The 15,513-nt window shown below is 60.7% G+C and carries 9 protein-coding genes; 3 read left to right on the forward strand and 6 right to left on the reverse strand.

The genetic code is table 11. The features are described 5' to 3' along the window. Window positions 1-52 precede the first annotated feature (52 nt). From dnaJ to AB4Z25_RS06325, 3 genes are all read right to left on the reverse strand, one after another. Window positions 53-1,189 carry a molecular chaperone DnaJ gene (gene dnaJ / locus AB4Z25_RS06315; protein ID WP_112385036.1) on the reverse strand — a complete coding sequence of 379 codons (1,137 nt, stop codon included), beginning with the start codon at window positions 1,187-1,189 and terminating at the stop codon, window positions 53-55. Between the two features lie 78 nt (window positions 1,190-1,267). Next, complete coding sequence (dnaK, locus tag AB4Z25_RS06320) at window positions 1,268-3,178, reverse strand: molecular chaperone DnaK (protein ID WP_112385037.1); 1,911 nt, start codon at window positions 3,176-3,178, stop codon at window positions 1,268-1,270. Between the two features lie 270 nt (window positions 3,179-3,448). After that, window positions 3,449-5,773, reverse strand: coding sequence for a transglycosylase domain-containing protein (locus tag AB4Z25_RS06325; RefSeq protein WP_112539924.1), 2,325 nt, complete (start codon window positions 5,771-5,773; stop codon window positions 3,449-3,451). 240 nt (window positions 5,774-6,013) lie between these two features. Here AB4Z25_RS06325 and AB4Z25_RS06330 point away from each other — a divergent pair, with 240 nt between their 5' ends. Then, window positions 6,014-6,193: a hypothetical protein gene (locus tag AB4Z25_RS06330; protein WP_112385039.1), complete on the forward strand. Its 180-nt coding sequence runs from the start codon at window positions 6,014-6,016 to the stop codon at window positions 6,191-6,193. A gap of 193 nt (window positions 6,194-6,386) precedes the next feature. Here AB4Z25_RS06330 and AB4Z25_RS06335 read toward each other — a convergent pair whose 3' ends face one another. Both AB4Z25_RS06335 and AB4Z25_RS06340 read right to left on the reverse strand, forming a co-directional pair. Further along, window positions 6,387-7,154, reverse strand: a complete 768-nt coding sequence (locus AB4Z25_RS06335; RefSeq protein WP_442207910.1) for an SH3 domain-containing protein — start codon at window positions 7,152-7,154, stop codon at window positions 6,387-6,389. A 464-nt stretch (window positions 7,155-7,618) separates the two neighbouring features. Beyond that, window positions 7,619-9,004 (reverse strand): dipeptidase, encoded by a 1,386-nt coding sequence (locus AB4Z25_RS06340; protein ID WP_112539927.1) that lies wholly within the window; start codon window positions 9,002-9,004, stop codon window positions 7,619-7,621. A 216-nt stretch (window positions 9,005-9,220) separates the two neighbouring features. Here AB4Z25_RS06340 and AB4Z25_RS06345 point away from each other — a divergent pair, with 216 nt between their 5' ends. Next, window positions 9,221-11,599, forward strand: coding sequence for a bifunctional diguanylate cyclase/phosphodiesterase (locus AB4Z25_RS06345; RefSeq protein ID WP_442207911.1), 2,379 nt, complete (start codon window positions 9,221-9,223; stop codon window positions 11,597-11,599). A gap of 3 nt (window positions 11,600-11,602) precedes the next feature. On the opposite strand, the gene AB4Z25_RS06350 is transcribed toward AB4Z25_RS06345, so the two are convergent. Next, complete coding sequence (locus AB4Z25_RS06350; protein ID WP_112385043.1) at window positions 11,603-12,019, reverse strand: MarR family winged helix-turn-helix transcriptional regulator; 417 nt, start codon at window positions 12,017-12,019, stop codon at window positions 11,603-11,605. Between the two features lie 413 nt (window positions 12,020-12,432). Here AB4Z25_RS06350 and polA point away from each other — a divergent pair, with 413 nt between their 5' ends. Then, a complete protein-coding gene (gene polA, locus AB4Z25_RS06355) occupies window positions 12,433-15,429 on the forward strand; it encodes a DNA polymerase I (RefSeq protein WP_112539929.1) in 2,997 nt (998 codons plus the stop codon). Window positions 15,430-15,513: the final 84 nt, after the last annotated feature.

Consider the following 15,513-nt stretch of genomic DNA (forward strand, 5'->3'; position numbering starts at 1 on the left):
AAAGCCGGTGGGGACACCACCGGCTCTGTCTTTGTCTTCGCGAAGTGCTCGCTCAGCCTTCGAAGAATTCCTTCATCCGGGCAAAGAAGCCCGTCGATTCAGGATTGTTCTCCTTCGAGGAGAGCTGCTCGAATTCCTGCAGCAGCTCGCGCTGGCGCTTGGAGAGCTTCTGCGGCGTCTCGATCTGGATCTGGATGTACAGATCGCCCGTCTGGCTGGAGCGCAGCACCGGCATGCCCTTGGCCTTCAAGCGGAACTGTTTACCCGCCTGCGTACCTTCGGGAACGGTAACGCGCGACTTGGTACCGTCGAGCGTTGCCACATCGAAAGTGCCGCCGAGTGCCGCCGTCGTCATCGAGATCGGTACGGCGCAATAGAGATCGGCTCCATCGCGCTGATAGAACTCATGCGGCTTGACCGACAGGAAGATGTAAAGGTCGCCCGCAGGCCCTCCACGCGTGCCTGCCTCGCCTTCGCCCTGCAGGCGAATGCGGGTGCCGTCTTCAATACCAGCCGGGATGTTGACCGAGAGCGAACGCTCTTCCGTCACGCGGCCCTGGCCATGGCACTTGGTGCATGGGTCGGGAATGATCGTGCCGCGGCCATGACAGGTCGGGCAGGTGCGCTCGATCGAGAAGAAGCCTTGAGCTGCGCGCACACGGCCTGAACCCTGGCAGGTGCCGCAGGTCTTCGGCTGCGTGCCCGGCTTGGCGCCGGAACCCGAACAGACGTCGCAGGTGATCGACGTCGGAACGCGAATCTGTGCCGTCTTGCCGGAGAAGGATTCTTCCAGCGTGATTTCCATGTTGTAGCGAAGGTCGGCGCCGCGCTCGCGCCCACCGGAAGAGCGCTGCCGTCCACGGCCGCCGCCCATCATCTCGCCGAAAATATCCTCGAAGATATCAGAGAAACCACCGCCGCCGGCAAAACCGCCACCGCCGCCGCCAGGTCCCATGCCGCCATGTTCGAAGGCGGCGTGGCCATAGCGATCGTAGGCCGCGCGTTTCTGCGGGTCCTTGAGCGTCTCGTAGGCTTCGTTGATTTCCTTGAACTTGACTTCGGCGCTCTTATCGTCCGGATTTTTGTCCGGATGATACTTCATGGCCAGCTTGCGGAAGGCGCTTTTCAGCTCTTTCTCATCCGCCGTTTTGGCGACGCCCAGAGTTTCGTAAAAGTCCGCTTTTGCCAATTTAAACCCCGGAAATGGATTTCCGGCTGCCGTCAGGCAGCCGGATCACAGTGTTTAGCATAACCGCTTTGCCGCGGATTACGCGGACTTCTTGCGGTCGTCGTCTTTGACTTCTTCGTAGTCGGCATCGACGACGTTGTCATCACCCGCGGAAGCATCAGCCGTGCCCGCTTCAGCCTGCTGCGATTCGTAAATCGCCTGGCCGAGCTTCATGGAAACTTCCATGAGCGTCTGGGTCTTGGCCTTGATGTCTTCGGCATCCGGCTCGGTTGCTTCGATCGAAGACTTCAGCGCAGCGATCGCGTCGGAAATCGCGGTACGATCGGCTTCCGAAACCTTGTCACCGTAATCCTTCAGCGACTTCTCGCTGGAGTGAACGAGGCTTTCGGCCTGATTCTTCGCTTCTACGGCTTCGCGGCGCTTCTTGTCGGCTTCGGCATTGGCTTCAGCGTCCTTGACCATCTTCTCGATGTCGGCGTCGGAGAGACCACCAGAGGCCTGGATGCGGATCTGCTGTTCCTTGCCGGTGCCCTTGTCCTTGGCCGAAACCTGCACGATGCCGTTCGCGTCGATGTCGAAGGTGACTTCGATCTGCGGAACACCACGCGGTGCCGGCGGCAGTCCAACGAGGTCGAACTGACCGAGCAGCTTGTTGTCCTGCGCCATTTCGCGCTCGCCCTGCGAAACGCGGATGGTGACGGCCTGCTGGTTGTCGTCAGCAGTCGAGAAGGTCTGGCTCTTCTTGGTCGGGATCGTCGTGTTACGCTCGATCAGACGGGTGAAGACGCCGCCGAGGGTCTCGATACCGAGAGACAGCGGGGTCACGTCGAGAAGCAGGACGTCCTTGACGTCGCCCTGCAGAACGCCGGCCTGGATGGCGGCGCCGAGTGCGACGACTTCATCCGGGTTGACGCCCTTGTGCGGCTCCTTGCCGAACAGCTGCTTGACGACTTCCTGCACCTTCGGCATGCGGCTCATGCCGCCGACGAGGACGACTTCATCGATCTCGGCAGGGGTGACGCCAGCATCCTTGAGGGCGGCCTTGCACGGTGCGATCGTGCGCTGAACGAGATCGTCGACCAGGCTTTCGAACTTGGCGCGGGTCAGCTTCAGCGTCAGATGCTTCGGACCGGAAGCGTCTGCCGTGATGAACGGCAGGTTGATTTCGGTCTGCTGCGAGGACGACAGTTCGATCTTCGCCTTTTCGGCAGCTTCCTTGAGGCGCTGCAGGGCAAGCTTGTCGTTCTTCAGGTCGATGCCCTGGTCCTTCTTGAACTCGTTGGCGAGATATTCGACGAGACGCATGTCGAAGTCTTCACCGCCGAGGAAGGTGTCGCCGTTCGTCGACTTCACTTCGAAGACGCCGTCGCCGATTTCGAGAACCGAGATATCGAAGGTACCGCCACCCAAGTCGTAAACGGCGATCGTCTTGCCGTCCTTCTTGTCGAGACCGTAAGCGAGCGCTGCTGCCGTCGGCTCGTTGATGATGCGGAGAACCTCAAGACCGGCGATGCGGCCGGCATCCTTGGTTGCCTGGCGCTGGGCGTCGTTGAAGTAGGCGGGAACGGTGATGACGGCTTTTTCGACCTTTTCACCGAGGTAGGATTCGGCGGTTTCCTTCATCTTCTGAAGGATCATCGCGGAAATCTGTGCGGGCGAATAGCCCTTGCCCTGAGCTTCGACCCAAGCGTCGCCGTTATCGCCCTTGGCGATATTGAACGGAACGAGGCCCTTGTCCTTTTCGACGGTCGGATCGTCGTAGCGGCGGCCGATCAGGCGCTTCACTGCGAAGAGGGTGTTCGTGGGGTTGGTGACTGCCTGACGCTTTGCCGGCTGGCCGACGAGGCGTTCGCCATCATCGGAGAAAGCCACCATGGAAGGGGTCGTACGCGCGCCTTCCGCATTTTCAATGACCTTCGCGTCCTTGCCGTCCATGACAGCGACGCAGGAATTTGTCGTTCCGAGGTCGATACCGATTACTTTTGCCATGTCATTTACTCCTTGAAGCAAGCTGTCGGAACCCTTGGTTAAGGCATTTCCCTGACAGCCCCTTGGGGGATGGGGGTCTTCGAACTAACGCAATCGTGATTGCGGTGATGCGGCGTATATAAGGAGCGGTTTTCGGGACTGCAAGGCGAGAAATAGCCCGAAATCCAGCAAAACGAGCGTGTTGTCTTCAATTTTTACGGTAGCCGGAAAACAAAGGTTTTCGGCTGCACGGCAGCGTAACTGCGCGTTGCAGATCGTCCCTTTGTGCTTCTACTGTCCCATGATCAGATCAAGCAGCGTTGTGCGCCGCGGCTGGCCCTGATGCACCGGCTGCCCCTGGCCGATATCGCCGGGCGGAACCGCGCCGTCATAGCCCTCGTCAGGTCCGACATCGCCGGGAGGAAGAGGACCGCCAGAGGCTTGTTGCTGCTGTACGGGTGCCGGCGGATATTGCTCGGACGAGCCACCACCGAATACACCGGAAATGATGCCGCCGATCGTCGAAGGCTGCTCCTGCATCGGCTGCGGTTCGCCCTGCGCCACCGGCTGGTTGGCGATCGCGTTCGGGTCGGCAACGAACTGGCCGCTGCCGAACAGCGGTGCCGGCGAAAGTCCCTTATGCGCCGCAATCATGAATTCCTGCCAGGCCTTGGCCGGGAGCCCACCGCCCGTTACCTTCTTCATCGGCGTGCCGTCGTCATTGCCGAACCAGACGCCCGTCGTCAGGTTGCTGGTAAAGCCGACGAACAGCGCGTCGCGCGAATTCTGCGTCGTTCCCGTCTTGCCGGCCGCCTGCCAGCCGGGAATTTTTGCGCTGCGACCGGTGCCGAACTCGATCGTGCCCATCATCATCGCGTTCATATTGGCGGCGATGGCTTCGGAGAGCACGCGCGGCGGATTGTCATAGGTGTTTTCGTAAAGCACCTTGCCTTCGGCCGTCGTCACCCGTCGGATCACATGCGGCGTCGCCTTGTAACCGCCGTTCATGAAGGCGGCATAGGATGCGGTCAGTTCTTCCAGTGTCACTTCGGATGTTCCGAGTGCTATCGACGCATTGGACTGAAGTTCGGTTTCGACGCCCAGCCGGTGTGCCAGCTTTATCACCTGGTCGGGCCCGTCATACATCACGAGCTGGGCTGCAACGGTGTTTAGCGACTTCGCGAGCGCCGTCGCCAGAGTCACTTCGCCGTTATACTTCTTCTCGTAGTTCTCGGGCGTCCAGTTGCCGATGCGGATCGGCGCGTCGTTGAAGACGGAGGCTGGTGTCAGGCCCTTCTCGAGCGCCGCCGCATAGACGAATGGCTTGAAGGACGAGCCAGGCTGGCGCTTGGCCTTGACCGCACGGTTGAACTGGCTTTCGGCGTAATCCTTGCCGCCGACCAGAGCCCGGATCGCGCCGGTGCCGTCGATCGAAACGAGGGCCGCCTGCGAGGCATCGAGCTTGACGCCCTGCTTCGACAGGATATCGTTCAACGCCTCGTCTGCCTTCTTCTCCAGCCCCTTGTCGATCGTCGTATCGACGATCACGTCTTCCTTGACCGCGCCGCCGATCAATCCGGGCAGCTCGTCCATCACCATGTCGGCGACATACTGGCCGGCGCCCGACCAGTAGCTCTTGGCCTTGGCGGGGGTCTGCGACATCGCCGTTTTGACTTCGTCGTCGGTAATATAGCCCTGGTCGCGCATCGCCTGCAGCACTATCTGGGCGCGGGCATTGGCGGCTTCCGGATCGCGTGCCGGCGACAGCCGCGTCGGCGCCTTCACCAGGCCAGCGAGCAGCGCCGCTTCACCAAGGTTGACGTCACGGGCCGACTTGTTGAAGTAGCGGCGGGCGGCGGCCTCGACGCCATAGGCGTTCGAGCCGAAATAGACGCGGTTCAGATACATCGCAAGGATCTGGTCCTTGGTGTATTTCTGCTCCAGCCAGAAGGAGAGCAGCACCTCCTGCACCTTGCGTTCCAGCGTTCTATCAGGCGACAGGAAGAGGTTCTTGGCAAGCTGCTGCGTCAGTGTCGAGCCGCCCTGGATCGGCTGTCCCGTCAGGTTGTTGACGAAGGCGCGGGCAAGGCCCATCGGATCAACGCCGAAATGGGAATAGAAACGCCGGTCCTCGATGGCAACGATCGCCTGCGGAACGTAAGGCGACATCTGCTCCAGCGGCAGCGCCTCACCGCCGGTGGCACCGCGATTGGCAATCACGCTGCCGTCCACCGAAGTGATCTTGACGTTTGGCGGTCTGTCCGGGATCGACCATGTGCTGGCGCTCGGCATGCGTGAGCCATAATAGAAGACCAGTCCGGCAACGCCGATACTGGCCCAGATGCCGAGCACGATGCACCAGTAGATCAGCCGGCGCAGCAAGGCGAAAAGCCCGCCGCCATCGCGTTCAGGCGGCTCGCGCCTTTCGCGGCGCTTGCGTTCAGGCGTGCGGCTGCGCGATGGTTTGGGGGATGGAGCGGAGCTGCGTTTTGCGCCGCGGCGGCCGTCGATACGGTCTTCGTCATCGAGCGCAAAATCGTCTTCGTCGTCCTCACGGCGGTCGCGGCCGCTGAAGGACGGTTCAATTCTGTCGCGTGATCTGCTTTTGCCTGCCATTCCGGACCGGTCGTACCCTTTGCCGCCCGCATTTCACTCGTCACGCGGAGCTACCCGATTGAATTGTAAATACGGCGATTTAAGGGGGCGTTAACATTATTGGATGAAGCCATTTGACGCGGTTCGAGCTCTCGCTTTTGCGCATAGCTGCCATTCGTTGCGAATGTCATGAAACTGACATATATGCCGCCATGTTGCGCCCAAGAAAAAAGCAATAAGCGTAATGCATAGGCATTTGTCATGAGCATCGATCTCAATAGAATTGAAGAAACCCGTCTGCGGGAAATCTGGAGCGTCCACGACTTCGCCCGGCAGTACCGTCTCACCAAGATGGAAGAGAGCCGGCTGAAGATGCTTCACGGCCCTTTTGCAGCGATGCAGGATCTCGTCGCGGCGCATAAGAGTGTCGTCATCTGGTAATTGGGAACCTTTAGGCGTCCCGGCTGTTTCTTCTGCAGCGGGACAGCCCCTCACGTTCCGCTTAAGGTCGGCCGTCCCCCCCCTCAATACGTGCCGATCGAAATCAGGCCCGGTGTCTCCTTCGGAGCGCCGGGCTTTTTTCGTTCAGCCTCTTCGGCAAACAGAAAGGGCGGCATCGCTGCCGCCCTTGGAATTAATTATTGCAGTTCGGATCGTCAGGCTGGCACGCCCCGCGCGGCGGCCTGCGGCGGTCGTTCTCATTGTTATTGACGTCGCCGTGCTGCATGATTCCTCTTAGATTGTTGCGCAGACGCTGGCGGGCGTCGTCATTGTTGTTTTCGCGGACGTCCGGTTGACGGTCGGATCGCGGGCGGCGGTTCTGATCGCCGTCATCCCGTCTGCGGTCGGGGCCGCGATCAAAGTCCGGGCGGCGATCGAAATCTGGCCTCCGGTCGAAATCAGGGCGCCGGTCAAAATCCGGACGGCGATCGAAATCGGGGCGCCTTTCGAAATCCGGGCGGCGGTCAAAGTCGCGGGGCGGTGGCGGGCGGTAGAATTCCGGGCCGCGGCGCCAACGGTCACGATCGCGATAGAAATCGCGGTTGCGATAGTACCGGTCCCAATAGTTGCCGACGCTGAAGACCACGGTCGGAATGCCGAGCGGTCGGTAATATTCCGGCCCCACATAGACGCGGCGGCTCTGATAGAGCGCCTGGACATAGCGTCCAGCGACCCAGCCGCGTCCGCCGTAGAACTCGACGTCGCACCACGGGACATCGGCAAGGCAGCCATGAATTTCAACGGATTCGCCAGCAGGGATGACGACGACTGCCGGATAGCCGGTGCTCGGCCCGGCCCGCATGTTGACGTTGGCAGTCGCGTAGCCTTCGGCGGCTTGCGCGATCGCCGGGGCAAGTAGAAGCAGGCTCATTGCCGCGATCCTGAGAAGCGTGTTTCGCACGTTTCAACTCCCTATTGGGCGCGGCAAAGCCGACGCCTATATGTTCTCCAGCCAGCTTCGGGCCAGCATCAGACAAAGCTAGAGCGCTTGCCGGCTTTTATGAGGCGGCGTGCATTCACGTTGTCTTTCAAAGACTTGTAATGTGTTTCCGATGAATGCAGCTTGAACGGCGGGGCAAAATCGCGGTGTGTTGAAAAGTGGTGTACGGATACCGATATAAGGTCCAAGAGATCGCAGCCCGGACGCGGCGAAGGCACGAGATGCCTGACGCGTTCTGATCCGAGGGCAAAACGCCTTAATGGTTTGTTAACCTTTCCGGATCAGTCTGGCTGCAATATCTGCTTCCTCCTTGACCACGGATGTACTGGCACCGAAGCGAAGCAGGTGACGAAAGGCCGGTTCTTGCCGGCCTTTTTGTCTGTCTGGATGGCGCGCGCTCTTTCGAGCTGCGTGCCTTTTCTGTCTTAAGCCAGTGCTTCCAGGATGCGTACCCAGGAGCGAATGCCCTTGTGGTAAGAGGCAAGCTCGTACTTCTCGTTCGGCGAGTGGATGCGGTCATCGGCAAGGCCGAAGCCGACCAGCAGCGATTCCATCCCGAGCATCTTCTGGAAATCGCCGACGATCGGGATCGACCCGCCCATGCCGATGACGACGGCTGGCTTCGGCCATTCGTCGGAAAGCGCGTTCTTCGCCTTGGTGATAACAGGCGAATCGTAGGACAGATGGATTGCCGGAGAGGCGCCGTGCGGGTGAAACTCGACCGAGCAGTCGGCCGGGATCTTCGAGCGGATATAGGCGCGGAATGTCTCGCGGATAGCGGCCGGATCCTGTTTGCCGACAAGCCGGAAGGAGACCTTGGCAGAAGCCTTGGCGGCGATGACAGTCTTGAAGCCTTCGCCGGTGTAGCCGCCCCAGATGCCGTTGACCTCAGCCGTCGGCCGCGCCCAGGTGAGCTCCAGAACCGAACGGCCCTTTTCGCCCGATGGTACGGAAAGGCCGACCTGGCCGAGGAAGCTCTCGGATGTCTGTCCGAGCTTGTCCCATGACGACTTGATGTTCTCAGGTGTTTCCTCGACGCCCTCGTAGAAATTCTCGAGCGTGATGCGGCCGGTCTGGTCATGCAAACCCGCCAGCGCTTCCGTCAGGATATGGATCGGGTTGGCGGCAGCACCGCCGAACAGGCCCGAATGCAGGTCGCGGTCGGCAGCCGTGATGACGACTTCCTCGCCGACGAGGCCGCGCAGGGCAGCGGCGATCGCCGGTGTCTCGTGGTCCCACATGCTGGTGTCGCAGACCAGCGCATAGTCGGCCTTCAGCTCGGCGGCATTGGCTTCCAGGAACGGCTTCAGCGACGGCGAACCAGACTCTTCTTCGCCTTCGAACAGGATAGTGACGCGGCAGGGCAGCGCACCGTTGATTTCCTTATAGGCGCGGCAGGCCTCGACGAAGGTCATCAGCTGACCCTTGTCGTCGGCGGTACCGCGGCCAGTCAGGATCTTGCGGCCGTTGCCGGCATCCTTGATCGCGGGTTCGAAGGGATCGTTTTCCCAGAGCTCGATCGGATCGACCGGCTGCACGTCATAGTGACCGTAAAAAAGTACATGCGGCGCATTTGGTGTGGCGCCTTCGTGATGGGCGACCACCATCGGATGGCCGGGCGTGTCACGCACCGAAGCCTCGAAGCCCAGCGTCTTGAGATAGGCGACGAGCCATTCCGCCGCCTTGCGGCAATCGGCCTTGAAAGCCGGATCCGTCGAGATCGATTTGATGCGCAGCAACTCAAACAGCTTGTCGAGGCTTGAATTGAGATTCTGGTCGGCGCGCGAAAGCACCGGTGTGACGTCAGTCATTTCCGACTCCTCTTGAAATTCCGGCCGGACGATAGACCAAAGGCCAGCGGGTTTCGAGGAGAAAAACCTATGTCGTTCAGCGGCCGCTTCTCGCAGGTCCGGCGAGTGTCCCGCTTTGGTAATGTGTAATAAATGGAGAGAAAGAAATCACTAATGCAATTTACGGTTATTTAGCAAACACTAAATAGCTTGGCTGAAAACGCGGTGAGGTGACCAATGTTTTCAGTGATTGCTTGCGTCAGGGACTATCACGATTGGCGCCTTGTCGGGGCGGCCGCCATTGTCTGCCTCGTCGGCAGCCTGGCCACCATGCTGCTGCTCTCGCGCGCTCAGGAGTGCGACGCAGGGCAGCGGCGTTTGTGGATCGCCGCCTCAGCTTTTGCCTGCGGCATCGGTATATGGGCAACGCATTTCATTGCCATGCTTGCCTATGATGGCGGCCTGCCGATCAGCTACGGGCTTGGTCTCACCGGTCTCTCGGTCGTGCTGGCGATTGCCGGATCCTGGGGCGCGATCCTCGTCGCTTCGGAAGGGACAAGTGGCTACTCCTTCGCCTCAGGCGGCGTGCTGATGGCGCTGGCGATTGCCACCATGCACCTGACGGGCATGCAGGCGATCGAAGCGCAGGCAACGATCGAATACGATCCCTATGTCACGCTCGCCGCCGTCGTTACTGGTGCCGGCCTGGCGACACTGTCTTTCCTGACCTTTTTCAAGCTGACGGGCGCGAAGCGCATCGTCATCTCGTCGCTGATTTTCGTGCTGTCGATCTGCGCACTGCACTTCACCTCGATGAGCGGCATCGTCCTTGTTCCCGATCCGGCCAAGGACGTTGCCCAAATGACGATCGCAACCGATGTCCTGGCAGCCATCATCATGGCTGTATCGACTGGGCTGATCCTTGTCGCGCTCGGCGCCGTCTTCCTCGAAAGCCACCTCACCGACCTGCGCGGCCTCGCCAACGCCTCGCTTGAAGGCTTGCTGATCCTGCGCGACGGCCGGATCATCGATGCCAATGAGCGGTTCCAGGAAATGTCCGGCTGGAAATTCGCCGAGCTTCAGGGAAATGTCCCCGATGTGGTCTTGATCTCCCATAGCGCGGACGGCGAAGGGCATCGCGAGATGCTGCTGATCGCCCGCGACGAAACCGAAATATCCGTCGAGGTGGTGGCCAAGAAGATCGTCTATCGCGGACGCGGCTGCGAGGTGCTGGTGATCCGCGACCTCACGGAACGCAAGCGGGCCGAAGAGATGATCGAGCATCTCGCCCATCAGGACGTGCTGACCGACTTACCGAACCGCTCGCTGTTCGATACCCGTATCCGCCAGGCACTGCAGATCGCCCACCGCAAACGCAGCCAGGTGGCGGTCTTCTGCCTCGACCTCGATCGGTTCAAGGCGGTCAACGATATCTTTGGCCATGCAGAGGGTGACCGTATCCTGTGCAAGGTCGCCGCGATCCTCAAGCGCTGCGCCGCCGATGGCGAAACGGTTGCGCGCCTGGGCGGCGACGAGTTCGCGATCATCCAGCCCGGAAAGCAGCCGGAGGCCGCCCGCCGGCTCGCGGCCCGCATCCTTGATGAATTCGCTGCCGGAATGGACACGACGCGCGATCCGACCGCAGTCGGCGTCAGCATCGGGATCGCGCTCTTCCCCTCCGACGGGACGACGGCGGAAGATCTCTGCAACAATGCAGATACGGCGCTTTATCGCGTCAAGCATGCAGGCCGCGGCAGCGCCTGCTTCTTCGATGCGGAGATGGACGAGGCGGTGCGTGCCCGCCGCCAGATCGAAAACGACCTGCGCCACGCGATCATCCGCAATCAGATCCATGTGAGCTACCAGCCGATCCTCGACACCAGGACGGGTGAAATCAACGGCTACGAAGCGCTGATGCGCTGGAACCGGCCCGGCCATGGCATGAGCGAACCCAATATCTTCATCCCCATCGCCGAGGAGAGCGGCACGATCGTCCAGCTCGGCGAATGGGTGCTGCGGCAGGCCTGCATGGAGGCCGCGCGCTGGCCTGATCCGCTATCCATAGCCGTCAATGTTTCGCCGGTGCAGTTCATGCTGCCCAATCTCTACGATCAGATAGCCGGCATTCTAACGGAAACCGGGCTTGCCCCCGCCAGGCTGGAGCTGGAGATCACGGAGGCCGCACTCGTGCGCGATCGCGCCCGGGTCATGGCAACGCTGGTCAGGTTGCGCGAACTCGGCGTCAGGATCGTCATGGACGATTTCGGAACCGGCTTCTCGTCGCTGAGCAACCTCAGGACTTTCCCCTTCGACAAGATCAAGGTTGATCGTAGCTTTACCGGCGCTCTTGAACATGACGCTGCGGCGCGTTCGATCGTCCGTGCGATCATCGGCCTTGGTCATAGCCTCGGAATGCCCGTTGTAACCGAAGGGGTCGAAACCGAAGTGCAGCGCCAGATCGTCATGGACGAAGGCTGCGCGCAGGTGCAGGGGCTGCTGCTTGGCAAGCCGGATATCGAACCCAGCATCAAGGCGGCGGCGCGCGAGAGCTTCCTCTCCGCCCAGACGGGAACCGAGGTGCTGAAAATTCACCGCACGGCCACGCGTCAGGGGTAATGCTCAGATCTTCTTGGCGTTCTCCAGAAGCCGGCGGATATATTCGAGCATCAGCTCGCGTTCGAAGGTCTTGAAGCCGTCGAACAGCGCCAGATCCGCTTCGCGGGCCGTATCGACCGCCTCGTCCCGCATCGCCTGGGCTTTGGGGGTCAGGAATATCAGCTGAGCCCGCTTGTCGGAGGGATGCGGGCGGCGCTCGATCAGCCCGTCGCGGACCATGCGCGACAGCGTATTGGCCATTGTTGCCTGCTCGATATCGACCCGCTCAAGAAGCTTTTTCTGTGTCAGGCCATCTTCGGCCCACAGTTCCAGCAGGATCGGAAACTGGCCGGGAGAAAAGCCGAGACGCCCCGCGCGCTGCTGCAGCGAGCGGGCGAAACCCTTCGCCAGCTGGCTGGCAAGGTAGGCTCCCGAATCCATGCGATTAAATCCCATGATTGTAGTTAGGCCCAAAAGCGCGGCTGAAACAATGCAACAAATCGCATGCGATGGATCAAAAGATGCCTTTTTGCTTCAGATTTATCCATTGATGCAGAAAACAAAGCCGCCATGGTCTGGAGGTTGACCATGGCGGCTCAAAAATGGGGACAAAGGCCCGGAGAGGGGAATGAGGCCTTTGTCCAAGTCTGATGCGGCGGGGGACAAGCCGGGTATCAGACCCGCGGCGCGATCAAACGCCGGTGACTTTGATTTGTGATCTGGAATGTGGTTTTTCAAGGGAACGCGAATAAGCCGCCGATTACAAATTGGTAACAGTTCGGTGAAGGGGTGAATCCCGGATGCCACAGAACTTTATATGGATTTCGCGATGCCTCCACGCTATCCATGCTGCCATGAAAAAAGGCGATCATCTCTTCCTCGTAGACGGCTCCGGCTTCATCTTTCGCGCATTCCACGCGCTGCCGCCGCTGACCCGCAAATCCGACGGTTTGCCGGTTGGCGCCGTCTCCGGTTTCTGCAACATGTTGTGGAAGCTCCTGACCGACGCGCGCGACACCTCGGTGGGGGTAACGCCGACGCATCTGGCCGTCATCTTCGACTATTCCTCGAAGACCTTCCGCAAGGATCTCTATGACGCCTACAAGGCGAACCGCTCGGCGCCGCCTGAGGAGCTGATCCCGCAATTTGGCTTGATCCGCCAGGCAACCCGCGCCTTCAATCTGCCCTGCATCGAGACCGAAGGTTTCGAGGCTGACGACATCATCGCCACCTATGCCCGCCAGGCCGAAGCCACCGGCGCCGACGTCACCATCGTCTCTTCGGACAAGGACTTGATGCAGCTGGTGACGCCGAATGTCCATATGTACGACAGCATGAAGGACAAGCAGATCGGCATCCCTGACGTCATCGAGAAATGGGGCGTGCCGCCGGAAAAGATGATCGACCTGCAGGCGATGACCGGCGATTCGGTCGACAACGTCCCAGGCATTCCCGGCATCGGCCCGAAGACTGCAGCGCAGCTGCTGGCCGAATATGGCGATCTCGATACGCTTCTGGAGCGTGCCCAGGAAATCAAGCAGGAAAAACGCCGCCAGACGATCATGGAAAACGCCGATAAGGCGCGTCTTTCGAGAGAGCTCGTGCGGCTGCGTCTCGACGTTCCGTTGGAGCTCAAGGTCGAGGATCTGGTGCTTGAGCCGCAGAACGGTCCGAAGCTCATCGGCTTCCTGAAGACCATGCAGTTCACCACGCTGACGCGCCGGGTCGCCGAAGCCTGCGATTGCGATGCCAATGCCATCGAGCCTGCCGAAGTGGCCGTCGAATGGGGTGCCGCAGCGCACGGCCCCGATCTCGATGTGGCGGAGCCAGCCCCGGTTGCCGGCGGTATTCCGGATGTAGCCGGTGCCTCCGTTCCGGTCCCGGAGAAAGCCAGGGCCGCTGCGGTCGAGGGTGCCTTCGTTGCTGCCGATCTTGCCAAGCAGCGCGCCGAAGCCTTCGCTGCCTTGCCGTTCGACCATTCGGCCTATGTGACGATCCGTGATGTCGCGACGCTCGATCGGTGGATCGCCGCTGCGCGCGATACCGGCCTCGTGGCCTTCGACACCGAGACCACGTCGCTTGATGCGATGCAGGCCGAGCTCGTCGGCTTCTCGCTGGCGATTGCCGACAACGCCAAGGATCCGACCGGCGTGTCGATTCGTGCCGCCTATGTGCCGATCGGCCACAAGACCGGCGTCGGCGATCTGCTCGGTGGCGGGTTGGCTGAAAACCAGATCCCGATGCGCGATGCGCTGCCGCGACTGAAGGCGCTGCTCGAAGACGAATCGGTTCTCAAGATCGCACAGAACCTGAAATACGATTACCTGCTGATGAAGCGTTACGGTGTCGAGACGAAGAATTTCGACGATACGATGCTGATTTCCTATGTGCTCGACGCCGGTACCGGGGCCCACGGCATGGACCCGCTGTCTGAAAAGTTCCTCGGCCACAAGCCGATCGCCTACAAGGACGTCGCCGGTAGCGGCAAGTCGAACGTCACCTTCGACCTCGTCGATATCACCAAGGCAACGCATTATGCCGCCGAAGACGCGGATGTCACCCTGCGTCTGTGGATGGTTCTGAAGCCGCGGCTCGCCGCCGCCAAGCTGACGACGATCTACGAGCGTCTGGAGCGTCCGCTCCTGCCCGTTCTCGCCAATATGGAATCGCGCGGCATCACCGTTGACCGGCAAATTCTCTCGCGCCTGTCCGGCGAGCTTGCGCAGGGCGCGGCCCGGCTCGAGGACGAAGTCTATACGCTGGCGGGCGAGCGCTTCAACATCGGCTCGCCGAAGCAGCTGGGCGATATCCTGTTCGGCAAGATGGGCCTCGAAGGCGGCACGAAGACCAAGACCGGCCAGTGGTCGACATCGGCAAGCGTTCTCGAAGACCTCGCGGCTGCCGGCTTCGAGCTGCCGCGCAAGATCGTCGACTGGCGCCAGCTGACCAAGCTGAAGTCCACCTATACCGACGCCTTGCCGGGATATGTCCATCCGCAGACGAAGCGGGTGCACACATCCTATTCGCTGGCCTCCACCACGACCGGCCGCCTTTCGTCGTCAGAACCGAACCTTCAGAACATTCCGGTCCGCACCGCCGAAGGCCGCAAGATCCGCACGGCTTTCATCTCGACTCCGGGACACAAGCTGATCTCGGCCGACTACAGCCAGATCGAACTGCGCGTTCTGGCACATGTCGCTGATATTCCGCAGCTGACCCAAGCCTTCGCAGATGGCGTCGATATTCATGCCATGACCGCCTCGGAGATGTTTGGGGTGCCTGTTGAGGGCATGCCGAGCGATGTCCGCCGCCGCGCCAAGGCGATCAATTTCGGGATCATCTATGGCATCTCGGCCTTCGGCCTTGCCAATCAGCTGTCGATCGAGCGTTCCGAGGCGGGCGACTACATCAAGAAGTATTTCGAGCGCTTCCCCGGCATCCGCGACTACATGGACAGCCGTAAACAGATGGCACGCGACAAGGGCTATGTCGAAACCATCTTCGGCCGGCGAATCAACTATCCGGAAATCCGCTCGTCCAATCCGTCGGTGCGCGCCTTCAACGAGCGCGCTGCGATCAACGCGCCGATCCAGGGCTCGGCCGCCGATGTCATTCGCCGCGCGATGATCAAGATGGAACCGGCGCTTGCCGAGGCCGGTCTGGCCGATCGTGTGCGCATGCTGCTGCAGGTGCACGACGAACTAATCTTCGAAGTCGAGGACGCCGACGTCGAGAAGGCCATGCCGACCATCGTCTCCGTCATGGAGAACGCCACCATGCCGGCGCTGGAAATGCGCGTTCCGCTCAAGGTTGATGCGCGCGCGGCTAGCAACTGGGACGAAGCGCACTGAGCGCTTCGTCCGATATTTGCAAAGATTTTTCTTAAAGATCCAAGTCTTTGATTCCGTTTGATTTACGGAAAAATACCCGTGGCA

Origin of the sequence: Rhizobium sp. RAF36, assembly GCF_052114105.1 — a bacterium.
In the GTDB taxonomy this organism is placed as follows: Bacteria; Pseudomonadota; Alphaproteobacteria; order Rhizobiales; family Rhizobiaceae; genus Rhizobium.